Origin of the sequence: Flintibacter hominis (genome assembly GCF_014287965.1) — a bacterium.
GTDB classification, from domain to species: domain Bacteria; phylum Bacillota; class Clostridia; order Oscillospirales; family Oscillospiraceae; genus Lawsonibacter; species Lawsonibacter aceti.
Genome location: NZ_JACOPO010000010.1, coordinates 1 through 20,263, shown reverse-complemented (window position 1 = coordinate 20,263; position 20,263 = coordinate 1). Strand labels below are relative to the sequence as shown.

The 20,263-nt window shown below is 59.8% G+C and carries 25 protein-coding genes and 1 riboswitch; of the genes, 8 read left to right on the top strand and 17 right to left on the bottom strand.

Translation table 11 applies throughout. The features are described from left to right. Position 1: 1 nt before the first annotated feature. From argJ to H8S11_RS12040, 15 genes are all read right to left on the bottom strand, one after another. Positions 2–1,225, bottom strand: a complete 1,224-nt coding sequence (gene argJ / locus H8S11_RS12110) for a bifunctional glutamate N-acetyltransferase/amino-acid acetyltransferase ArgJ (RefSeq protein ID WP_207721990.1) — start codon at positions 1,223–1,225, stop codon at positions 2–4. 63 nt (positions 1,226–1,288) lie between these two features. Then, the gene (gene argC, locus H8S11_RS12105) at positions 1,289–2,230 is read right to left on the bottom strand and encodes an N-acetyl-gamma-glutamyl-phosphate reductase (protein ID WP_147570920.1); all 942 of its coding nucleotides are present in this window, start codon (positions 2,228–2,230) and stop codon (positions 1,289–1,291) included. A gap of 68 nt (positions 2,231–2,298) precedes the next feature. Further along, entirely contained in the window at positions 2,299–3,678 is a 1,380-nt protein-coding gene (gene argH, locus H8S11_RS12100) for an argininosuccinate lyase (protein WP_147570921.1), read from the bottom strand. A 78-nt stretch (positions 3,679–3,756) separates the two neighbouring features. Then, positions 3,757–4,971, bottom strand: a complete 1,215-nt coding sequence (locus H8S11_RS12095; RefSeq protein WP_186853295.1) for an argininosuccinate synthase — start codon at positions 4,969–4,971, stop codon at positions 3,757–3,759. 261 nt (positions 4,972–5,232) lie between these two features. Next, entirely contained in the window at positions 5,233–5,751 is a 519-nt protein-coding gene (locus tag H8S11_RS12090; RefSeq protein WP_147570923.1) for a DUF4358 domain-containing protein, read from the bottom strand. 165 nt (positions 5,752–5,916) lie between these two features. Next, positions 5,917–7,569 (bottom strand): sensor histidine kinase, encoded by a 1,653-nt coding sequence (locus H8S11_RS12085; RefSeq protein ID WP_186853294.1) that lies wholly within the window; start codon positions 7,567–7,569, stop codon positions 5,917–5,919. 33 nt (positions 7,570–7,602) lie between these two features. Then, positions 7,603–8,274 (bottom strand): response regulator transcription factor, encoded by a 672-nt coding sequence (locus H8S11_RS12080; protein ID WP_147570925.1) that lies wholly within the window; start codon positions 8,272–8,274, stop codon positions 7,603–7,605. Between the two features lie 86 nt (positions 8,275–8,360). Beyond that, entirely contained in the window at positions 8,361–9,002 is a 642-nt protein-coding gene (phoU, locus tag H8S11_RS12075) for a phosphate signaling complex protein PhoU (RefSeq protein WP_186853293.1), read from the bottom strand. Position 9,003: 1 nt separating this feature from the next. After that, positions 9,004–9,762 (bottom strand): phosphate ABC transporter ATP-binding protein PstB, encoded by a 759-nt coding sequence (pstB, locus tag H8S11_RS12070; protein WP_147570927.1) that lies wholly within the window; start codon positions 9,760–9,762, stop codon positions 9,004–9,006. Between the two features lie 14 nt (positions 9,763–9,776). After that, positions 9,777–10,622, bottom strand: coding sequence for a phosphate ABC transporter permease PstA (gene pstA, locus H8S11_RS12065; RefSeq protein ID WP_147570928.1), 846 nt, complete (start codon positions 10,620–10,622; stop codon positions 9,777–9,779). 4 nt (positions 10,623–10,626) lie between these two features. Continuing rightward, the gene (gene pstC, locus H8S11_RS12060; RefSeq protein WP_186853344.1) at positions 10,627–11,478 is read right to left on the bottom strand and encodes a phosphate ABC transporter permease subunit PstC; all 852 of its coding nucleotides are present in this window, start codon (positions 11,476–11,478) and stop codon (positions 10,627–10,629) included. 164 nt (positions 11,479–11,642) lie between these two features. Continuing rightward, the gene (locus H8S11_RS12055) at positions 11,643–12,545 is read right to left on the bottom strand and encodes a phosphate ABC transporter substrate-binding protein (RefSeq protein WP_186853292.1); all 903 of its coding nucleotides are present in this window, start codon (positions 12,543–12,545) and stop codon (positions 11,643–11,645) included. A gap of 238 nt (positions 12,546–12,783) precedes the next feature. Beyond that, a complete protein-coding gene (locus H8S11_RS12050; protein ID WP_147570930.1) occupies positions 12,784–12,996 on the bottom strand; it encodes a DUF378 domain-containing protein in 213 nt (70 codons plus the stop codon). 89 nt (positions 12,997–13,085) lie between these two features. After that, complete coding sequence (gene cdd / locus H8S11_RS12045) at positions 13,086–13,481, bottom strand: cytidine deaminase (RefSeq protein WP_186853291.1); 396 nt, start codon at positions 13,479–13,481, stop codon at positions 13,086–13,088. 12 nt (positions 13,482–13,493) lie between these two features. After that, positions 13,494–14,111, bottom strand: coding sequence for a pentapeptide repeat-containing protein (locus tag H8S11_RS12040; protein WP_186853290.1), 618 nt, complete (start codon positions 14,109–14,111; stop codon positions 13,494–13,496). Between the two features lie 106 nt (positions 14,112–14,217). Next, a riboswitch (TPP riboswitch) is annotated at positions 14,218–14,322 on the top strand. A gap of 72 nt (positions 14,323–14,394) precedes the next feature. On the opposite strand from H8S11_RS12040, the gene thiW reads away from it, so the two are divergent. From thiW to H8S11_RS12000, 8 genes are all read left to right on the top strand, one after another. After that, positions 14,395–14,928: an energy coupling factor transporter S component ThiW gene (gene thiW / locus H8S11_RS12035; RefSeq protein WP_147570933.1), complete on the top strand. Its 534-nt coding sequence runs from the start codon at positions 14,395–14,397 to the stop codon at positions 14,926–14,928. Then, entirely contained in the window at positions 14,921–15,745 is an 825-nt protein-coding gene (gene thiM, locus H8S11_RS12030) for a hydroxyethylthiazole kinase (protein ID WP_186853289.1), read from the top strand. Before thiW ends, thiM begins: the two co-directional genes overlap by 8 nt. Then, positions 15,732–16,394 (top strand): thiamine phosphate synthase, encoded by a 663-nt coding sequence (gene thiE, locus H8S11_RS12025; RefSeq protein ID WP_186853288.1) that lies wholly within the window; start codon positions 15,732–15,734, stop codon positions 16,392–16,394. The genes thiM and thiE overlap by 14 nt, the downstream gene beginning before the upstream one ends. Beyond that, complete coding sequence (locus H8S11_RS12020; protein ID WP_186853287.1) at positions 16,387–17,022, top strand: HAD family hydrolase; 636 nt, start codon at positions 16,387–16,389, stop codon at positions 17,020–17,022. The genes thiE and H8S11_RS12020 overlap by 8 nt, the downstream gene beginning before the upstream one ends. A gap of 1 nt (position 17,023) precedes the next feature. Beyond that, entirely contained in the window at positions 17,024–17,326 is a 303-nt protein-coding gene (locus tag H8S11_RS12015) for a thiamine-binding protein (RefSeq protein WP_147570937.1), read from the top strand. A gap of 79 nt (positions 17,327–17,405) precedes the next feature. Further along, a complete protein-coding gene (gene thiD, locus H8S11_RS12010) occupies positions 17,406–18,203 on the top strand; it encodes a bifunctional hydroxymethylpyrimidine kinase/phosphomethylpyrimidine kinase (RefSeq protein WP_186853286.1) in 798 nt (265 codons plus the stop codon). Further along, the gene (locus H8S11_RS12005) at positions 18,200–18,811 is read left to right on the top strand and encodes an energy-coupled thiamine transporter ThiT (RefSeq protein WP_186853285.1); all 612 of its coding nucleotides are present in this window, start codon (positions 18,200–18,202) and stop codon (positions 18,809–18,811) included. Before thiD ends, H8S11_RS12005 begins: the two co-directional genes overlap by 4 nt. Then, positions 18,808–19,488 (top strand): TenA family protein, encoded by a 681-nt coding sequence (locus H8S11_RS12000; protein WP_186853284.1) that lies wholly within the window; start codon positions 18,808–18,810, stop codon positions 19,486–19,488. The genes H8S11_RS12005 and H8S11_RS12000 overlap by 4 nt, the downstream gene beginning before the upstream one ends. Before the next feature lie 74 nt (positions 19,489–19,562). Here the strand turns inward: H8S11_RS12000 and H8S11_RS11995 are convergent, their stop codons facing one another. Both H8S11_RS11995 and H8S11_RS11990 read right to left on the bottom strand, forming a co-directional pair. Beyond that, entirely contained in the window at positions 19,563–19,748 is a 186-nt protein-coding gene (locus H8S11_RS11995; RefSeq protein ID WP_147570941.1) for a hypothetical protein, read from the bottom strand. Positions 19,749–20,029: 281 nt separating this feature from the next. After that, a partial coding sequence (locus H8S11_RS11990) for an S-layer homology domain-containing protein (RefSeq protein WP_186853283.1) occupies positions 20,030–20,263 on the bottom strand: 234 nt, incomplete at its 5' end.

Sequence of the window (20,263 nt, the reverse complement as noted above, 5' to 3'; positions counted from 1 at the left end):
ATCAGGTGCGGTAGTCGCCGTTAATTTTCACATAGTCATACGTCAGGTCGCAGCCCCAGCACTCCGCGCTGTCCTCCCCCTCGTGGAGGTCCACGGCAATGATGACCTCCTTCTGAGACAGGACCTCCTTGGCCTTGGCCTCGTCAAAATCTACGGCCTCACCCTGTTTACAGACCAGGAGTTCCCCCGCGGCAGAGCGGAACGTCACGTCCACATGCTCCGGGCGGAAGGGGGCTTTAGAGTACCCCATGGCGCACAGCACCCGGCCCCAGTTGGCGTCGGCGCCAAACATGGCCGCCTTCACCAAGGAGGAGCCCACCACCGACTTGGCCAGACGCTCGGCGCTCTCCTCGCTGCGGGCGCCGGACATGAGGCAGGTGATCAGCTTGGTGCACCCCTCGCCGTCGGCCGCGATAGACCGGGCCAGATAGCGGCACACATGGTCCAGGGCAGCCACAAAGATCTCGTAGTCTCCGTCCTTCCACTCGATAAGGGTGTTGCCCGCCAGACCGTTGGCCAGCACCGCGCAGGTGTCGTTGGTGGAGGTATCCCCGTCCACGGTCACCCGGTTAAAGGTTCTCGCTGCCACCTGGTGCAAAGCATCAGATAGAAGTTCGTGGGTAATGGCGCAGTCAGTGGTGATAAAGGCCAGCATGGTGCCCATGTTCGGATGAATCATGCCGGAGCCCTTGGCGATAGCCCCCATCCGCACCTCTTTCCCGCCTAGCTCAAAAGAAATCGCAATCTCTTTTTTCGCTGTATCCGTCGTCATAATGGCATTGGCCGCGCTGTCGGAGCCGTCCCTACCCAAAGCGGCGGCTGCCTTTGGCATACCTGCCTGAATCACACCGATGTTGATCGTTTTTCCGATGACTCCGGTGGAGGCCACCACAAAGTCCTCTGGCTGGCGGCCGGTGGCCTGGGCGGCGGCAGCGCACATGGCCTGGGCGTTCTCGTGGCTCAAAGGGCAGCAGGCATTGGCGTTGCCGCTGTTGGCCACCACACCCCAGGCGGTTCCGTCCTCCAGGTGGTCCATGGTGACATACACCGGGGCGGATTTCACCCGGTTCAGGGTATAGACGGCGGCGGCAGCGCACTCCCGCTCCGACAGGATCAGGGCCAGGTCGTTCTTATCCGGGCTGCTGCTGGCCTTGACGCCACAGTGGACACCGGCGGCCTGGAAGCCCCGGGCGGCACACACGCCGCCGGAAATTTCATTCAACATGAGGGATACCCTCCTTTTATTTCATCGGGGCGCACAGTGCGCGCCCCACCGCAGGACACGCTATTACAGGCTAAGTCCGGCAGTTTCTTCAAACCCCATCATAATGTTCATATTCTGGACCGCGGCCCCCGACGCTCCTTTTCCCAGATTATCAAACTGGGCAGTAAGCAGCGTCTGCTCCTGCGTTCCGGAAACCGTGATCTCCAGGCTGTCCTTTCCCGCCAGCTGGCTGGTATACAGCCGGGGACCGGCCCCTCCGAAGGGGGTGACCTGGACCAGCTTCTGGTCCTGGTAGTAGCCGGCCAGCAGATCGTGGACGTCCTGGGCATTGGGCGTGCCATTCAGCAGATGGTTCTGGAGCATAACAGTGGTCGCCATCCCCTTGTAGATATCCCCCAGCACCGGCAGAAAATTGGGTGGAAAGTCCAGGCCCGCCACCTGACGCATCTCAGGCAGGTGCTTGTGACACAGGCCAATGGCGTAAGGAGCCGGAGAGTCCAGCAGAGGGTCCCGGTCCGGTGCCTCATACTCAGCAATCATCTTCTTTCCTCCGCCAGAGTAGCCGGTGAGGGAGTAACAGGATAAGGGGTAGTCCCTGGGCAGCACCCCCAGCTCTATCAGGGGGGCCACCGTGGACAAAAAGCCAGTGGCGTGACACCCTGGGTTGGCCACTCGGGAGGAGAACTTGATGCGCTGGCGCTGGCCGGGCAGCAGTTCGGCAAAGCCATATACCCAGCCCTCCGCCGTCCGGTGGGCGGTGGAAGCGTCAATAATTCGGGTCTTAGGGTTTTCTATGAGGGACACCGCCTCCACAGCGGCGGCGTCAGGCAGACACAGGAACACCAGGTCGGCGGCGTTGAGGAATTTCTTTCTCTCCTCTGTGTCCTTTCGCTTATCCTCGTCGATGAGGAGCAGCTCGATGTCCTCCCGGCCGCCCAGCCGCTCATAGATCTGCAGGCCGGTGGTGCCCTCCTTACCGTCGATATATACCTTTGGCTTACTCATATGGACCACCTGGATTTCTTTGAAATGATAGTTCTATTATGGTCTAACCTGGGAATTTTTGCAATGGCTTATTTGCGCTCTGCCACAAATTCTTCAATCAGGGCGATCTGCTTCTCCACGCTCTCCTTCGCCGGGCCGCCATAGACCTTTCTTTCATTCACACAGGTCTTGAGGGCCAGGGCCTGGTACACGTCCTCATCAAACAGGGAGGAGATGGCCCGGAAGTCCTTTAAGGTCAGCGTATCCAGGGTGTCCCCCGTCTTGATGCACAGGTTGACCAGCCGGCCCACGATCATATAGGCCTCCCGGAAGGGCAGCCCCTTTTTCGTCAGGTAGTCGGCACAGTCGGTGGCGTTGATGAAGCCGCCGGCCGCTGCCTTGGCCATGTTCTTAGGCCGCACGGTCAGGGTATCCACCATGGCGGCAAACACGGGCAGGCACAGCTCCACCGTGTCAATGGCGTCAAAGACGGCCTCCTTGTCCTCCTGCATATCCTTGTTGTAGGCCAGGGGAAGGGACTTCATCACAGTAAGCAACGTGACCAGGGCACCGTACACCCGCCCAGTCTTGCCCCGCACCAGCTCGGCCACGTCTGGGTTCTTCTTCTGAGGCATGATGGAGGAACCAGTGGAGTAGGCGTCGTCCAGGTCCGCGAACTTGAACTCCCAGGAGCACCACAGCACGATCTCCTCAGAGAACCGAGACAGGTGCATCATCAGGATGGACAGGGCGGACAGCAGCTCGATGGCGTAGTCCCGGTCGGACACTGAGTCCATGGAATTGTCGGTTGGTTTTTTAAAGCCCAGAGCCTGGGCAGTGGCGAAGCGGTCCACCGGATAGGTAGAAGTGGCCAGGGCGCCCGCCCCCAGGGGGCACTCGTCCAGCCGCTCCAGGCAGTCCTCCAGCCGGGTGACATCCCGCTTGAACATGTTGGCGTAGGCCATCATGTAGTGAGCAAAGGTGGTGGGCTGGGCCCGCTGAAGGTGGGTATAACCCGGCATGACGGTGTCTAGGTTGGCCTCGGCCTTTTTGACCAGGACCTCCTCCAGCGCCAACACCTGGCCGATGATAACAGGGATTTCCTCCTTGACATACAGCCGGGTGTCCACCGCCACCTGGTCGTTCCGGGAACGGCCGGTGTGGAGGCGCTTGCCCGCGTCGCCGATGCGCTGGGTCAGCATGGCCTCGATATTCATGTGGATGTCCTCGTTGTCCAGGGAGAACTCCACCTTGTCGTCCTCAATGTCAGCCAGGATAGCCTTCAGGCCCTCTACGATCTTTTCCGCCTCATGTGCCTCGATGATCCCCTGCCTGCCCAGCATCTGGGCGTGGGCGATGGAGCCCTGGATATCCTGCCGATACAGCCGGGCGTCAAAGCCGATAGAGGAGTTAAAATCGTTCACCAGTGTGTCAGTTTCCTTTTGAAATCTTCCTGCCCATAACTTCATGTCAGTTACCTCACAAATATTAAGAATAGAATGGAGAGCGAAGATATTGGGCTTATCTCCACTCTCCACTCTTAAATATTACAGCTTGCCCTGCTCTCTTAGCGCCTGTACCTTGTCGGGAAGGCCCCACAGGTTGATAAAGCCCTGGGAGTCCTTCTGGTCATAGTCGCTCTCCTCAAAGGTCACCAGATTCTCTGAGTACAGGGTGCAGGGCGAGGTGATGGAAGAGGTGATGATATTGCCCTTGTAGAGCTTCAGCTTCACAGTGCCGGTGACGTACTTCTGGGTATCCACGGCGAAGGCGGTCAGGGCCTCCCGCAGGGGGGTAAACCACTTGCCATTGTACACCAGATCGGCAAAGTCCACCGCCAGCTTCTGCTTCATGTGCTTGGTATCCTTGTCGATGGTGATCTGCTCCAGCACCTCGTGGGCCCGGTAGAGGATGGTGCCGCCGGGAGTTTCGTACACGCCCCGGTCCTTCATGCCCACCAGCCGGTTCTCCACGATGTCCAGCAGGCCGATGCCGTTGGCCCCGCCCAGCTCGTTGAGCTTGCGGATGATGTCGGACGCCTTCATCTTCTCCCCGTCAATGGCCACAGGCCATCCCTTCTCAAAGTCCAAGGTGACATAGGTGGGGGCGTCTGGTGCCATGGCGGGGGACACGCCCATCTCCAGGAAGCCGGGCTTGTCATACAGGGGCTCATTAGCGGGGTCCTCCAGGTCCAGCCCTTCGTGGGACAAGTGCCACAGGTTTTTGTCCTTGGAATAGTTGGTCTCCCGGCTGATCTTCAGGGGGACGTTGTGGGCTTCGGCGTAGTCGATCTCCTCGTCGCGGCCCTTGATGTCCCACTCCCGCCAGGGGGCGATAATCTTCATCTCAGGGGCAAATCTCTTGATGGCCAGCTCGAACCGGACCTGGTCGTTGCCCTTGCCGGTGCAGCCGTGGCAGATGGCGTCGGCGCCTTCCTTCTTGGCGATCTCCACCAGCCGCTTGGCAATGATGGGCCGGGCAAAGGCGGTGCCCAACAGATAATCCTCGTACTTGGCCCCCATCATCATGGACGGGATGATAACGTCGTCAACCATCTCGTCGGTCAGGTCCTCGATATACAGCTTAGAGGCGCCAGTCTTGATAGCCTTCTCCTCCAGCCCGTCCAGTTCAGTGCCCTGCCCCACATCGCCGGAAACAGCGATGATCTCAGGGTCATTATAGTTCTCCTTCAACCAGGGGATGATGATGGATGTATCCAGACCGCCGGAGTAAGCCAGCACTACTTTTTTTACTTGAGCCATGATTTTTCCCTCCAAATCTCAGTGCGGGGCGCGCTTTTTCCTCTGTCTGGTGGTCTGCGCCGTCCGCTCTGCTTTCCATGGCAACAGTCTACCACTCCCTTAACGTAATTGCAAGAGGTTATTTGCATTAATATGCATATACTAACAATTATTTTCCATATATATTTACCAAAAATGAATATATATTTGGATATTCCGTTTATTTATTCACTTTGATACAAAAACATCCCCGGTCCGGGGACCGGGGATGTTTTGTGGGCTTTAGCCGGCCTGGATGGCGGCGGAGATGGCGTCAAAGACCGTATCCTGGTCCTCACACATAACCATCAGGATGGTGCCGTCCTCCAGAGTTTCCAGTCTGGCGTTCTTAGCTACCTCGTACTGGTCAGCCAGATACATCTCAAAGCTGCTCTTCTGTTGGTCGATGTAGCCCTGCAGCCCCTCTTTCACAGCATCGGCCTTCCCCTCGGCGGGCATGACGGCGGCGATGGCGTAAGCCTTGACATTCATCATGGAGGCACTGATTCCAAAAGCGGTCATATCGCCAGTATCCAGCCCCAGCATCTCAAGGAGCATAGCGGAGCCGTCGTCCTCTTTTTTCTCTGTGATCACAGGGTTATACTCCACCATCTCGCCGCCGTTGTCTGTGATGGCAGTATGGTAGAGCTGGGCCAGTTCCTCCGGGCTCTTGTCAGACGTGGTCCCGCCGTTTCCGGAGCAGCCAGACAGCCCGGTGACAGCCAGGGCCAGGACAAGGGCAAGCGTTAAAATCTTCTTCATAACATAATCCTCCGTTTTGTCGTAAAGTTTCAGCCTATTTAGCTTTCCCTCTATTAGACGGCCCCTATCCCAAAAAGTTCCCTTCTTTTCCGTTTTTTATCATGTGCGGATAACAGGCCGGGAGGCCGCCGGCAGAAACCGGCGGCCTCCCGCGGGATGAAAAAATCAGATGGGAAAGATTAGGCGCACAGTGGTTCCATGCCCAGGGACGCTCTCCAGCCTGATTGCGGCGTTGTGCAGGGCGGCGCCATGCTTGACGATGGACAGGCCCAGACCGGTCCCTCCAATCTCCTTGGAATGGCTCTTGTCCACCCGGTAGAATCGCTCAAAGACCCGCTCCTGGTCCTCGGCCGGGATACCGATGCCAGTGTCGGCCACGGACAGCTCTATCTCTTTCTCCCCTAGGGAGAGGTTCAGTGCCACGCTCCCTCCCGGACGGTTGTATTTGATTGCGTTGTCGCACAGGTTATACACCATCTCCTCCAACACTGCCGGGATCCCGTGGATCGTAGCTGGCATCCCCTCTACGCTGACGCTCACGCCAGCCCGCTTGGCGGCGGGCTCCAGCCGCTCCATGACCCGGCGGCACAGCTCCAGCAGGTCCACCGGCGCCGTCTCCAGCCCCACGCCTCCCTCATCCAGGCGGGACAGGTGGATGATGTCCTCCACCAGGCTAATGAGTCGCTGGCTCTCCTTATAGATATCGCCGGCGAAACCCGCCACATCCTTCGGGTCCACCAGACCATCCTTGATGATCTCGGCCATGCCGGAGATGGCTGTCAGGGGAGTCTTCAGCTCATGGGACACGTTTGCGGTGAACTCTCGGCGCATCCGCTCCCCCTGCTCCCGCTCTGTTACGTCCAGCAGTACCAGGACCGCTCCGCTCACAGCTCCCTCCCGGAACACCGGGTCAGCCAGGAGATGGACACACCGGCCCTGGCGGTCCAGGCGGGTCTGTCCGCGCACCCCGTCCAGCACCTGCTCCACTACTCGGCGGAAGGCATCCGTCCGGTCCAGCGTCAGGACATTGGCCTCGCCCCCCGGCGGGATGGCGCCCAAAAGCCGCAGGGCGCCGGAGTTATAAGAGAGAACGCGGCCCTTTTGATCCAACAGCACAAAGCCCTCGGTCATGTTCTCGGTGAGGGCGGCAAATTCCTGTTGACGCTGGCGGAGCTGGTCCATCTGGCCCCGGATGGTGTCATTCTGCCGCCGGATCCTTGTCAACAGCGGGGAGAGCTCGTCATAGGTATTGCACTCCTCCGGGTGCTCCAGATCCAAGTCCAAAATAGGCCGGATGATCCCCTTGGACAGCCGGTTGGCCAGCACCGCGGCCAGGATCAGGGACAGGACCAGGATGATCAGCAGGGGCTGGACCATGGATACCAGCAGGACCACCACTGTATACTGGGCGCTGGCCAGACGGATGACAGAGCCGTCCTCCAGCCGCCGGGCTACATAAAATGTCTTTTCCGACAGGGTGGCCGACTGGCGCTGGGCCGTCCCCCGGGAACCATTCATCGCCTCACGGATCTCCTCCCGGTCGGCGTGATTCTCCATGGTGGAGGCGTCCGCCACACTGTCATAGAGGACCGTTCCATCCTCCCCTACCCAGGTGATGCGGCTGGAGGACTGGAGGCCGTCAAAATAGTCCATTCCCATGGACTCCACACCCCGGGCCACCAGCCACGCCTCGTTCTCCAGCTCACCGGTGATTTGGTCGCCGAAGTATTGGTACAGCACTCCCATGAACAGGGCCACTGACAGCAGAAATACGGACAGCCCTACCGCCATGGAATTGCGAAAGATCTTTGATGTCAAACCGCTACACCTCTCAATTCTGACGGCCTTGTCCTATTCCGATACCTTGTAGCCGATACCCCGGACTGTTTCGATGCAGGCGCCCGCCTCTCCCAGCTTTTGCCGCAGGGTGCGGATATGGACATCCACCGTGCGGCTGGCCCCGTCAAATTCATATCCCCAGATGGTATTAAGCAACTGGTCCCGGGTGAATACGGTGCCTCGCCGCTCCAGCAGCAGGCAGAGCAGCTGAAACTCCTTTAGGGTCAGGGTTACATCCCGCTCCCCATCCCGGACCACATGGCGGCCTGGGTCCACATAGAGAGCGCCCACTTGATAGGTCCTGCCTCCGTTCTCCCCCTGCCCGGAGTGGCGCAGGGCCGTACGGATGCGGGCCATCAGCTCCATCATGCCGAAGGGCTTGGCAATGTAGTCGTCCGCCCCCTGGTCCAGCCCCAGCACCTTGTCATACTCGGTGCTCTTGGCCGTCAGCATCAGGACCGGCAGCCTTCTGGTGTTGGAATCGGCCCGCAGGCGCTTCAGCACCTGCAGCCCGTCCTCCTCCGGCAGCATGATATCCAGCAGCACCAAGTCGGGCTGCCGCTCCTCCAGAGCGCGCCAAAAGCTGGAGGGGCGTTCAAAGCCCTCCGCCTCCATCCCCTGGCTGTTCAGGGTGTATACCACCAACTTGCGGATACTGGCGTCGTCCTCCAGAATATAGATCAAGGGGTCCACCTCATTCCAGTCTTGTTTCCCCGGCGGGAGAGGGACTGTGCCTTCTTCCCCATGCCGCCGTCCGGCAATCTTCTCTTTCAGTCATCCTCATAGTCCCCGGTGATGGCGTACTCCACCCACTGGGCGATATTACAGGCGTGGTCGCCGATGCGCTCGAAATACTTGGCGATCATCAGCAGGTCCAGGCAGAGGCCGCCATTCTCCCCTCCGGCGATCAGCGCGGTCAGCTTTTCCCGGACGGACAGGAACAGGCTGTCCACCTGGTCGTCCTGGGCGATGACTGAGTGGGCCAGGGCCAGATCACCCCGGACAAAGGAGTCCACACTGTCCGTCACCATTTTAATGGCAGCCAGGGCCATCTCCTCCATGGGCACCTGCCGCAGAATGGCGCTTTTCTCCATATACCGGGCGATCTCAGCAATATCGGCGGCCTGATCCCCGATGCGCTCCATATCGGAAATCATCCGCAGGGCGGCGGATACGGCCCGCAGGTCCTTGGCCACCGGCTGCTGACGCAGGAGGAGCTTCATACACTGGCTCTCGATATCCCGCTCCTTGTGGTCGATGTCTTGCTCCAGGCTCCTGGCCCGCTCTCCCAGCTCTCGGTCTCCCTCCACATACGCCTTGGTGGCGGCGGAGATGGCCTCCTCGCACAGGGCTCCCATTTTAATCAGTTCTACATTCAGCTGCTCCAGCTGTTCATTAAAACGGTTCCTCATATCAGCCAAACCTCCCGGTGATGTAGTCCTCGGTTCTCTTGTCCTGAGGCATGGAGAATATTTGCTCCGTCTCTCCAAATTCCACCAGCTCCCCCATGAGGAAAAAGGCGGTATTATCTGAAATACGGGCGGCCTGCTGCATGTTATGGGTCACCATAATGATAGTATAGTCTTTTTTCAGCTCTGAGGCAAGGTCCTCTATCTTGGAGGTAGAGATGGGGTCCAGGGCGGAAGTGGCCTCGTCCATCAGCAGTACGTCCGGCTTGACGGCCAGGGCTCTGGCAATGCACAGCCGCTGCTGCTGGCCGCCGGACAGGCCCAGGGCGGACTTCTTCAGCCGGTCCTTCACCTCTTCCCAGATGGCGGCCCCCCGAAGGGACTGCTCCACGATCTCGTCCAGCTTCACACGGTTGCGGATCCCATGGGTCCGGGGGCCGTAGGCCACGTTGTCATAGATAGACATGGGGAAGGGGTTGGCCTTCTGGAACACCATGCCGATGCGGCGGCGCAAATCGGTTACATCCCTGCCTGGGGCGTATACCTCCTCCCCCCGATAGGTCAGGGATCCAGTGATTTTCACCCCCGGAATCAGGTCGTTCATCCGGTTAATGGTCCGCAGAAAGGTGGACTTTCCGCAGCCGGAGGGGCCGATCAGGGCGGTGATCTGCCGCTCCGGCAGGTCGATCATAATATTTTTCAAGGCATGGTTCTCGCCATAATACAGATTTAGGTCCCGGGCGGACAGGATAGTATGGTCCATGGCTCTGTGCTCCTTTACTTCTTTAGCTTCTTCCCAACCAGGCTGGCGGACAGGTTGATAACCAGGGTGAGAATCATCAGGATGGCCGCGATGGCAAAGGCGATATCCGTCCGGCCCCGCTCGTTGGCGTAAAGGTATAGGGCCACGGTAAGGGTGGCGGAGGAGTTATTCAGCGCCTCGCCAAAGCTGTACAGCACTGTGCCGAAGCCAGCGGTGAACAGCAGGGCGGCCGACTCGCCCACGATACGGCCCACAGCCAGGATACAGCCGGTGACGATCCCGTCCACGGCGTTGGGCAGCACGACGGTGCGAATCATATGCCACTTGCCGGCCCCCAGGCCCAGGGCCCCCTCCCGGTAGCTCTGGGGAACAGTCTTCAGGCTCTCCTGGGTGGTGCGGATGATGGTGGGCAAAATCATGACCACCAGCGTCAGGCCGCCGGCCAGGATGCCCGCCTTCAGTCCCATAAGCTGGATAAAAACCATCATGCCCACCAGGCCGAAGATGATGGAGGGGATCCCGGTGAGGGTTTCGGCGGCAAATTCGATGATAGCGGCCAAACGCCGGTTGGAGGCATACTCCGTCAGATAGATGGCAGCGCCCACCCCCAGTGGCAGGACGATGGCCATGGACAGCACAATGATGTAGATGGTGCTGGCGATGTGGGGCAGGATGCCGGTGGTTCCCTTGAGCATACTGGTCTGGGTGGACAGCAGCTCCCAGGTGACTAAGGGAAGTCCCCGGACGAAGATATAGCCGATGAGAAAGACCAGCAGGGCGCACACCAGCAGACCACACAGGTAGAGCAGGGCACGAAGCCCCCGGTCGTAGAGCCAGCGCCTCTTAGACAGCTTTTCCATGGCTTCAGCCCTCCTTTTTGTTCTTGATAAACAGGTTAAGGATCACGTTGATGAGCATAATGAAGAGGAACAGCACCAGACCCACGGAGTACAGGGCCTGCCGCCACAGGGTACCCACTCCGGCATAGGACATTTCAGAGGCGATAGCTGTGGTCAGGAACCGCACGGGGGTAAACAGGCTGTCCGGCATATTGGGTACATTGCCGGACACCATGATGATGGCCATGGCCTCACCGATGGCCCGCCCCACCCCCAGCACCACAGCGGTTGCCACGCCGGACCGGGCGGCGGGCAGAGTCACCCGGAAGATGGTCTCAATGTGGGTGGCTCCCAGGGCCAGGCTGGCCTCCTCATACTCCTTGGGCACCGCCCGGAGGGAGGTCTCCGCCACGTTGACAATGGAGGGCAGAATCATGATGGCCAGCACCACGATAGCGGCCAGCAGGCTGGCGCCGGAGGCCAGCTCGAAGGTTCGCTGGATGGCGGGGACCAGGACGATCATGCCCACCAGACCGTAGACAATGGAGGGAATGCCCGCCAGCAGCTCCACGGCGGTACGGATGACTTTAGCCGCCTTGGGCGGCGCTACCTTGGCCAGAAACATGGCGGTCATCAGCCCAATGGGCACCCCCACCAGGACGGCGCCGGCCGTGCCGGCCACCGAGGTGAGGATGAAGGGCAGGATCCCGAACTTCTCCTGTTTGCCCGCCCACTCCGTTCCGAACAGGAAGTCGGTGACGCCAATCTCCAAAATGGCGGGCAGCCCGGCAATAATTAGATAAATACAGATAAAAAGCACACAGCCCACCGCTACAAAGCCGCACAATAGGAATACCATCTTGACGATGAATTCCATAGTGTCCCGGCCCCGGCGGAGACTGGAGGCCGGCTTGTGTTCCGCCCTAGAGGCGGCCCAGTCCATGACCTTCTCGCTTTCCAATGCCAAAACTCCTTTCGTTCAGCCCAACAGCCTCCACTCTATCAGCAGAGCGGAGGCTGTCGCGGAAGGATCTCTCAGAATCAGACCATAGGCACCGCGCCGGCGGCACGGATCAGGTCGGAAGCGGCGGCGGAGGTAGCCCAGTCAAACCAGGCTTGGGCGGCCTCACTCAAGGTCTCGCCCTCCTTGGTCACCAGGATGAAGGGGCGCTGGATCTCGTAGCTGCCGTCCAGCACGGTCTCCTCCGAGCAGGCGACACCGTTGACGGTGATGGCCTTGATGCCCTCCTGGCCCTCCACAGCGGAGAGGGAGGCGTAGCCAATGGCCTGGGGGTTATTCTTCACTGCCTCGATGACAGCGCCGGTGGAGGTCAGCTCCTGGGAGAGCACACAGACGTCCTCCGTCCCGGTGATAGACTCAAAGCCGTCCCGTGTGCCGGAGCCGCCCTCCCGGCCGATGCAGGCGATGGTGCCGTCCGCGCCGCCCATTTCCGACCAGTTGGCGACCTCGCCCTTGAAAATCTGGGCAATCTGCTCCACGGTCAGGTCAGAGATGGCGGAGTCGGCGTTGACGATGATGGCGATGCCGTCCAGGGCCAGGGTGGTGCTCTTCAGACCGTCGGCCACCTCCTCGTCCTTCAGGGCGCGGGAGGCCAGGCCGATGTCGGCAGAGCCGTTCTTGGCGGCCTCGATGCCAGTGCTGGAGCCGGTGGGGTCGTAGGACGCCTTTACATCGGGGTGGTCGATCATAAACTGCTCATTCAGCGTCAGGACCACCTTTTCCATCGAGGTGGAGCCGTTGGTGGTAACGGAGCCGCTCAGGTCAGTCTGTGTATTGTTGTCTGTGCTCTGCGCCCCGGCGGCGGAGCCGGTGTTGGAGTTGCCGGTGCCGTTTGAATTGGAGCTGGAGTTATTGTTGCCGCCGCAGGCGGTCAGGGACAGGGCCATGACCAGCGCCAGACCCAGGCAAGTCAGTTTTTTCATCTTCGTGATTACTCCTTTTTATTCTGTCTTGGTTCTTTTGATCTGTGCTACGGTGCCCAGTATAAAAAAGGAATGTAAAATGCGAAACACTACCTCTGTTAAGTCTTTGTAAAATTCCGTCTCAATGTAAAAAAAGAGGGCTCTAGCGCGTAAAACGCGCCAAAGTCCTCAGAAAAGCCGGCCCGGACCGCAGTGCGGTCCGGGCCGGCTTTATCGGTTATCTCTGACTGCGCAGGGGTCAGCTCCGCTCCTCGACGGGGTCTCGATCCCGGAACAGCAGGGAAACACACCATACAGCGGACAGGCCCACTAGGGCATATACTACCCGGCTGACCAAGCTGCCGGCCCCGCCGCAGGCGAAGGCCACCAGGTCGAACTGGAACAGTCCCACGCTGCCCCAGTTCAGCCCGCCAATGATCAGCAGGGTCAGGGCGATCTTATCCATGACCATATCAGGTCACCTCCTCGGATCAAGTTCCACAGGTAGTTTGACCAGATAAGGGCAGTCTATGCACACGGAAAATATTTCCAATCAACAGTCTACTTCAAGGACTTGGGTCCAAAGCCGTGGGGCAGCAGTTGGGACAGTTTGGTCTCAACGAAGGCGCCGTCCCCACGGGCACACAACACACGCAGATCCGGGGCAAACTCGTAGAGCATCTGCCGGCAGGAGCCGCAAGGCCAACAGTAGTCCTCCCCCCTGCCGGCGATGGCGATGGCGAGGAAGTCCTCCCGGCACCCCTCACTGACCGCTTTTAGCAGAGCGGTGCGCTCGGCGCAGATGGTGGAGCCGAAGGCGGCGTTTTCCACATTGCAGCCGGTAAACACCCTGCCATCCCCGCACAGCAGAGCGGCTCCCACCGGAAAATGGGAATACGGCACATAGGAATATTGGTGCATCTCAAAGGCCTTGTCCACCAGTTCTTGATCTGTCATTCTATTTTCCTCCTATTCCGCCACATCTATCCCCAAGATGCGGGCCACCACCGCCGCCTGATGGGGAGCAATCCTGGCTCCCTTCAGCTCGGCGCAGCTGGCCGACAGGGAGATGCTGTCTATGGTGCACCGGGACAAGTCGGTTCCCTTCAGTGAGGTTCTGAACAGCTCCGCTCCTGTCAGGTCCACCTTTTCCAGCGTCAGCTCCTTCACCACAGCGCTGGACAGGGTGGTCTCCCGCAGGTCACAGCACTCCAGCTTTGCGCTCCTCCACTGGCTCTCATTGAAGTTGGAGTAACGGAGCAGCGTATCCTTCCAACCGCACTCCCTTATCCTGGCCCCGCGGAAGTCGCTGCCCTCGGCCTTACATTCTAGGAGGGCGGTATCCCGCCAGCAGCTGTTTCCAAAGCGGCACTGAACCAACTGGCAGCTATGGAACAGGCATCGCTCAAGGACAGCGCTGGAAAAATCGCAGTCTGTAAAGCGGCAGCCATGGAAATGGCAGTCCCGCAGCTCCAGCTCCGACAGGTCCAGTCCCTTCAGCTCCTGGCGGAGCTGAGTCAGACGACATATCTGGTCGTCCTCCTCCCTGGCCTGGGCCAGAGCGTCTAAAAATCCTATTTCTTCCACGCTCGCCTTTCCACCTTTTTTATTTTTAGGATACTCCAGGACAAAAAAACTTGCAATCCCATTTTGAAAGTATTATAATGAGGGCCGGCTCCAGCCGTGGGATGGGGCCAAACAACAAGGGAGCTCGCAAACGGGCTGAGAGGAAGCTGTGCGCTTCGACCTGTGACCTGATTTGGGTAATGCCAACGTAGGGAGATAGTTTTTTCGGCTGATGCCGTGGGAACGTCTTTCTAAGAGGTAAAAGACAGGCCCACGGCATTTTACGTTTTAGGAGGAAATATCGATGCAGCAGATCCAAGCAAAAACCCAGCTCCGAACCAAGAAGATGGTGCTTACCGCCATGCTGGCCTGCCTGGCCTTCGTATTGAACACCTATGTCTACTTTCCATCCATGGCGCCCTTCCAGCACTTCGTGGATGTGATCGCCGCCGTCCTGCTGGGGCCGTGGTACGCCTGCGCCGCCGCCTTTCTATGCGGGATCATGCGGATGATGTCCGGCCGGACCATTCAGGCAGTGGTCGGCGCCGTTTTTGGACCCATCCTGGGCGGACTCATCTATCAAAAGACCCATAACATCTGGCTGGTCCTGGTGGGTGAGGTAGCTGGCACCGGCCTGCTGGGGGCCATGACCGCCTATCCGCTGATGAAGCTGTTTTACGGCCTGGACGCCCAGTCCCCTCTGTACTACATCCCCCTCTATACCCCCGCCGCCCTGGTGGGAGGCGGCATGGGGGTGGCCGCTCTGCTCATCTTCAAGCGGTCCGGCCTGCTGAACCGGATGCTGGCCGAGCTGGGCCGGGAGGCGCCCCATGGTTGATTTTTCCAACGCCCTGCATCTGGTCCGTGAGCGGGCTCCCCTGGTCCAGTGCATCACCAATTTCGTCACAGTAAACGACTGCGCCAACATTATCCTAGCCGCCGGCGGCTCCCCCTCTATGGCTCATGACATCCGAGAGGTGGAGGACGCCGTGTCTGGAGTGCGGGCCTTAGTGTGCAACATGGGGGCCATCGAGGACATAGACGCCATGGTGCTGGCCGGGAAACGTGCTAACCAGCTTGGTACGCCGGTGGTACTAGATCCAGTGGCCGCCGGTGGCACCCGCCTTCGGCGGGAATCCGCCAAGCGGCTTTTGGAGAAGGTACGGTTTACCGCCATCCGGGGCAACGCCTCGGAGATCCGCAGTCTGGCCGGCCAGGAGGCGTCCGGCAGCGGGGTGGATGCGGCGGCGGCTGACACCGTGTCTCAGGACAGCCTACCTGCCGCTGTCCAGACGGTCGCGGGGCTGGCCCGGCGCATTGGCGGCATCATCGCCCTGTCCGGCCCTCTGGATGTCATCTCTGACGGGGAACAGACTATGGTCCTCCGGAATGGCTGCCCCACCATGGCCCGCATCACCGGCAGCGGTTGTATGCTCACCTCCCTGATCGGCGCCTTCTGCGGCGCCATGCCGTCGGACCCCTTTGCCGCTGTCTGTACCGCCATGGCCGCCATGGGCGTGTGCGGTGAGGCGGCCGAGGCCCGCCGGCTGAAAAACGGCACGGGAAACGCCACCTTCCGCACTGATCTCATCGACGCGGTGTTCAACCTGACTGAAAAACAACTGACAGAGGGTGTAAGATATGAAATTTACTAGGGATGAAATCCGCCGGTCCATGCTGCTCTATGCCATCAGTGACCGCACATGGCTGAAGGAGGGGGAGAGCCTGGCCGACGTCTGCCGCCGTGTGCTGGACAGCGGGGCCACCTTCCTCCAGATTCGGGAGAAGGACCTGGAGCCCGGCCGCTTTGCCCAGGAGGCGGAGGAACTGCGCCAGCTTTGCCAGCGGCGGAACGTCCCCTTTGTGGTCAACGACAGCGTGGAGATTGCCCTGTCCTGCGGCTCCGACGGCGTCCATGTGGGACAGTCCGACCTCAGGGGGAGAGACATCCGCGCCCTCATCGGGCCAGACCGCATTTTAGGCATCTCCGCCGGCACAGTGGCCGAGGCTAAGGCCGCTCAGGAGGCCGGGGCTGACTACATCGGCGTGGGCGCTGTATTCGGCACCAGCACCAAGAAGGACGCCCGGAACCTGACAGTGGAGGCCCTGCGGGACATCGTCCGGGCCGTGTCCATCCCTGTGGTGGCCATCGGCGGTATCAACGCAGGCAATATCGCCCAGCTGAAGGGCAGCAATGTGGACGGTGTGGCTGTTATCTCTGCCATTTTCGGCGCGGAGGACCCAGGCGCGGCCACGTCCCAGTTGCTGGCGCTGGCAAAGGACATGGTGGCCGCCCATGGATAAAGCCTTTGCCATTTTCGACATGGACGGGACCCTGGTAGACTCCATGGACTACTGGCGTGGTCTGGCCCGGGAGTATCTGGCCCGGCAGGGACTTGCCCCCTCCCCCGAGCTGCTGGAGCGGATCAAGCCTATGACCATGACCCAGTCGGCGGAGCTGTTCATCCGCACCTTTGGACTGTCCGGCACTCCCCAAACTCTCGCTGGGGAGATGAACGCCATGATTGAGGCGCACTACCGGGGAGACATCCCCTTGAAAGAGGGGGTTGCCCTCTACCTAGACCGGCTTCGCCGGGATGGGGTGCGGATGTGCGTGGCCTCAGCCACCGCCCTCCCGCTGATGAAAGCCTGTCTGGATCGGCTGGGGGTGCTGGACTATTTTGACTTTCTTCTCTCCTGTGAGGAGGTGGGCTGGGGCAAGGACCGGCCCGACGTGTACCACGAAGCCGCCCGGCGGCTGGGGGCCTCCCCCGGAGAGATCGCCGTTTACGAGGACGCCCTAGGCGCTGCAAAAACTGCCAAAATGGCGGGGTACTATGTGGTAGCCGTCTACGACGGCGGTACCCAGCCCTGGGAGGAATTGAAGAAGCTGGCGGATGAAGCCATCGACAACTGGAAGGAGGAAATTTAATATGAGCGCAAGCATCGCCATTCAGGTACTGCCCCAAGTGGACAACGATGCCGATGTGTGCCGGATCGTGGACCGGGTCATCGACTATATCAAAAGCACCGGACTGAACTATCAGGTGGGCCCTTTTGAAACCACCATCGAAGGGGAGAGCTACGACCAACTGATGGATATTGTGAAGGAATGCCAGCATGTGGCCGTTCGGGCAGGAGCGCCCAAGGTCTCGGCCTATGTGAAGGTGGTCTATCGCCCCGACGGCGAGATTTTGACCATCGACCAGAAAATTGGGAAATATCAGCGGAGCTGATTTTTCCGCGGCAGCTTGGGGGCACCACCTGCTGTCGCGTAATAAAACTTCAATGCAAAAAAAGAAAGGAGTTTTCACAATGAAAACAGCATTGACGATCGCTGGGACCGACCCCAGCGGAGGCGCCGGTATCCAGGCCGATATCAAGACCATGACCGCCAATGGCGTATACGCCATGAGCGCGGTCACAGCCCTGGTGGCCCAGAATACGACCGGCGTCAAGAGCATCATGGAGGTCACGCCTGAATTTCTGGCGGAACAGCTGGACTGCGTCTTTACGGACATCATGCCGGACGCGGTAAAGACCGGAATGGTATCCAGCGTGCCTCTGATCCAGGTCATCGCCCGGAAGCTGAAGGAATACCGGGTGGAGAAGCTGGTGGTAGACCCGGTGATGGTGGCCACCTCCGGCGACCGTCTCATTTCCGAGGAGGCGGTGGATGCCCTGAAGGCGGAGCTGCTCCCCCTAGCCACCGTTCTCACCCCCAACATCCCGGAGGCGGAGGTCCTCTCCGGCATGACCATCCATGGTCCCGAGGACATGGAGCGGGCCGCCCGCTCCATCAGTGAGCGGTACGGCTGCGCCGTGCTGTGCAAGGGAGGCCACGACCTGAACGACGCCAATGACCTGCTGTGGCGCTCCGGCGAGGCCAAGTGGTTTTATGGCCGCCGAATCGACAATCCCAATACCCACGGCACCGGCTGCACCCTGTCCTCCGCCATCGCCTCCAACCTGGCCAAGGGCTACGACCTAGACACTTCCGTGGAGCGGGCCAAGACCTATCTCTCCGGCGCCCTGGCCTCCATGCTAGACCTGGGGCAGGGAAAAGGGCCGCTGGATCATCTCTTTAACCTAGAGGGGGAGTTTGTTAAATGACCCCCTCCACCATGATCACCGCTGTCTTTACCGTCGCCTATCTGGCCGTCACCGCCTGGCTGTGCCGGGGACTGCGCCTAAACACCAGGTCTGTGTGCTACGGCGGATTGACGTGTGCCGCCACCCTGGTTTTGGGCTCCTTTCTGCTCTACCTTCCCACCGGGGCGGCCATCAGTCCGGGCTCCTGGATTCCCCTGATGCTGCTGGCCCTCACCTATGACTGGCGGCTGGCCTGCGTCACCGGCTGGGTCACTGGTATTCTGGCCATCTTCCTCATCCCCGCCTGGGCCCCCGTCCACTGGGCCCAGATTTTCGTGGAGCACCTGGTTGCCTTCTCCGCCCTGGGCTATGCCGGGATCTTCGGCAACGGCAAGAAATGGAAGGTGCTGTGCGGGGTACTGCTGGCCATCCTGCTGCGGTTCATTGGCCAGATGCTCTCCGGCGTAGTCTTTTTCTCTCAAAACGCCTGGGACGGCTGGGGGGCCTGGGGGTACAGCATCACCTACCACCTGTCCTGCAAGATCCCCGAGGGCACCGCTACCACGCTGATTATGCTCGCCCTGCCGCTGAAGACCATCCAAAACGCCATAGGAGGGAAACAGTCATGAACTTTTTAGAGGAGTGCATCCAGGACAGCCTGCCCATCTGGGAGTCCTGCCTGAATACAAAATTTTTGAAGGGTGTGGCCGATGGCTCTCTCCCCGAGGAGTGCTTCAAGGGCTACATCGTGGACGACAGTCTGTACCTGCGGGAGTATTCCAAGGTATTTGCCTGGGGGATGATCCACTCCCGGGACATGGCGGAGATCCGTAACTATTACTCCCTGCTCTCCTTTGTCAATGAGAGCGAGGATGCCACCCGACGTTACTACCTGAAACGCTACGGCATTACGGACGAGGAGATCCAGCCCCTCCCCCTCCGGCCGGAGAATCGGGCCTATGTGGACAGTATGCTGGCCGCCGCCCGGGACGGGGAGGGGGCCGCCGAGTGCATGATGGCCTGTCTGCCCTGTATGTTGAGCTATGGCTGGATCTTTGGCGAGCTGATCCGCCGCTCCCCCGGAGTGGAAAATACTCCCTACTGGCCCTTTGTCCGGGACTACGCCGGCAACCGCTACGACGCCATCTGCCGGGCTTGGGCCGAGTTTACTGACCAGGCCTGCCAAGATCTAGCACCGGAGCGGGCAAAAAAGTGCAGGGAGATTTTCCGCGCCTGCTCCCTCCATGAGCTACATTTCTGGGAGATGAGCGCTCACCCCAGGGAGGACCTCCCTACATCCCCCTGAAGACTGGATGCAGAAATCGGGAACCCGCAAAAACAGAGCCGGGCAGTCCAGGACTGTCCGGCTCTGTTTTGCCTTTACAGGTCCATGGCCTCGGCCAGGTTTTCCACCGCCTCATTGACCCGCTTGGCGGCCATATGGGCGGCCCGCTTGATCTGTCGGTGGGATGGCGCCATAGTCATGCCCAGGGCCGCGCCCGCCGCCATTCCAGTGGCCACGCCCAGAACAAATTTTCCGCATCCTCCACAACCGCTGTTGTTCATTCTCCTCGCTCCTTCCCTGTTTTCAAAAGGCGTGGAACGCTTTGTTCCACGCACCATTATTCTTTCCCAAAATTTCAAAAAATCTGTTGTCAAATTTTTAGCAGCTTCCTGCTACACCCCGTGTTCTGGTAAAACTTGCGGCAAAACAAAAATTTCTCTTTTTGCCACATCTCCACAAATCCGCACGGTCGTCATATCATTTATGGTTGCCAAGCAAAAGAAGGGGCCGCTCCATGATGGAGCGGCCCCTTTGCCAGTACACGATTGGAATAAAATCGGCCTTACTTTGCGATATCCTCACAGAAGTTCATGAAGATCTGTGCTACCTCGGCACGGGTGGCCCCGGCGGTAGGCGCCAGGATACCGTTTCCCTTGCCGGACAGCAGACCGGCGTTCACCGCCCAGTCCATGGCCTTCACGGCATAGCTGGAGATGGAGGAGGCGTCCAGATAGCCCTCTGTCCCCTTGCCGCTCTGGCTGGTCTTGTACCCCTCGTTCTGGGCATAGCGGTACAG

What these genes read in the sequence shown, in the direction of transcription:
- H8S11_RS12020 (WP_186853287.1), top strand. Translation starts at nt 16,387, where the DNA reads ATGGATAAAGCCTTTGCCATTTTCGACATGGACGGGACCCTGGTAGAC.
- H8S11_RS12050 (WP_147570930.1), bottom strand. Translation starts at nt 12,996, where the DNA reads ATGGTCATGGATAAGATCGCCCTGACCCTGCTGATCATTGGCGGGCTG.
- argH (WP_147570921.1), bottom strand. Translation starts at nt 3,678, where the DNA reads ATGAAGTTATGGGCAGGAAGATTTCAAAAGGAAACTGACACACTGGTG.
- thiM (WP_186853289.1), top strand. Translation starts at nt 14,921, where the DNA reads ATGGTTGATTTTTCCAACGCCCTGCATCTGGTCCGTGAGCGGGCTCCC.
- thiW (WP_147570933.1), top strand. Translation starts at nt 14,395, where the DNA reads ATGCAGCAGATCCAAGCAAAAACCCAGCTCCGAACCAAGAAGATGGTG.
- pstA (WP_147570928.1), bottom strand. Translation starts at nt 10,622, where the DNA reads ATGGAAAAGCTGTCTAAGAGGCGCTGGCTCTACGACCGGGGGCTTCGT.
- H8S11_RS12005 (WP_186853285.1), top strand. Translation starts at nt 18,200, where the DNA reads ATGACCCCCTCCACCATGATCACCGCTGTCTTTACCGTCGCCTATCTG.
- H8S11_RS11995 (WP_147570941.1), bottom strand. Translation starts at nt 19,748, where the DNA reads ATGAACAACAGCGGTTGTGGAGGATGCGGAAAATTTGTTCTGGGCGTG.
- thiD (WP_186853286.1), top strand. Translation starts at nt 17,406, where the DNA reads ATGAAAACAGCATTGACGATCGCTGGGACCGACCCCAGCGGAGGCGCC.
- H8S11_RS12055 (WP_186853292.1), bottom strand. Translation starts at nt 12,545, where the DNA reads ATGAAAAAACTGACTTGCCTGGGTCTGGCGCTGGTCATGGCCCTGTCC.
- H8S11_RS12000 (WP_186853284.1), top strand. Translation starts at nt 18,808, where the DNA reads ATGAACTTTTTAGAGGAGTGCATCCAGGACAGCCTGCCCATCTGGGAG.
- pstB (WP_147570927.1), bottom strand. Translation starts at nt 9,762, where the DNA reads ATGGACCATACTATCCTGTCCGCCCGGGACCTAAATCTGTATTATGGC.
- H8S11_RS12090 (WP_147570923.1), bottom strand. Translation starts at nt 5,751, where the DNA reads ATGAAGAAGATTTTAACGCTTGCCCTTGTCCTGGCCCTGGCTGTCACC.
- cdd (WP_186853291.1), bottom strand. Translation starts at nt 13,481, where the DNA reads ATGACAGATCAAGAACTGGTGGACAAGGCCTTTGAGATGCACCAATAT.
- pstC (WP_186853344.1), bottom strand. Translation starts at nt 11,478, where the DNA reads ATGGAATTCATCGTCAAGATGGTATTCCTATTGTGCGGCTTTGTAGCG.
- H8S11_RS12095 (WP_186853295.1), bottom strand. Translation starts at nt 4,971, where the DNA reads ATGGCTCAAGTAAAAAAAGTAGTGCTGGCTTACTCCGGCGGTCTGGAT.
- argJ (WP_207721990.1), bottom strand. Translation starts at nt 1,225, where the DNA reads ATGTTGAATGAAATTTCCGGCGGCGTGTGTGCCGCCCGGGGCTTCCAG.
- phoU (WP_186853293.1), bottom strand. Translation starts at nt 9,002, where the DNA reads ATGAGGAACCGTTTTAATGAACAGCTGGAGCAGCTGAATGTAGAACTG.
- thiE (WP_186853288.1), top strand. Translation starts at nt 15,732, where the DNA reads ATGAAATTTACTAGGGATGAAATCCGCCGGTCCATGCTGCTCTATGCC.
- argC (WP_147570920.1), bottom strand. Translation starts at nt 2,230, where the DNA reads ATGAGTAAGCCAAAGGTATATATCGACGGTAAGGAGGGCACCACCGGC.
- H8S11_RS12015 (WP_147570937.1), top strand. Translation starts at nt 17,024, where the DNA reads ATGAGCGCAAGCATCGCCATTCAGGTACTGCCCCAAGTGGACAACGAT.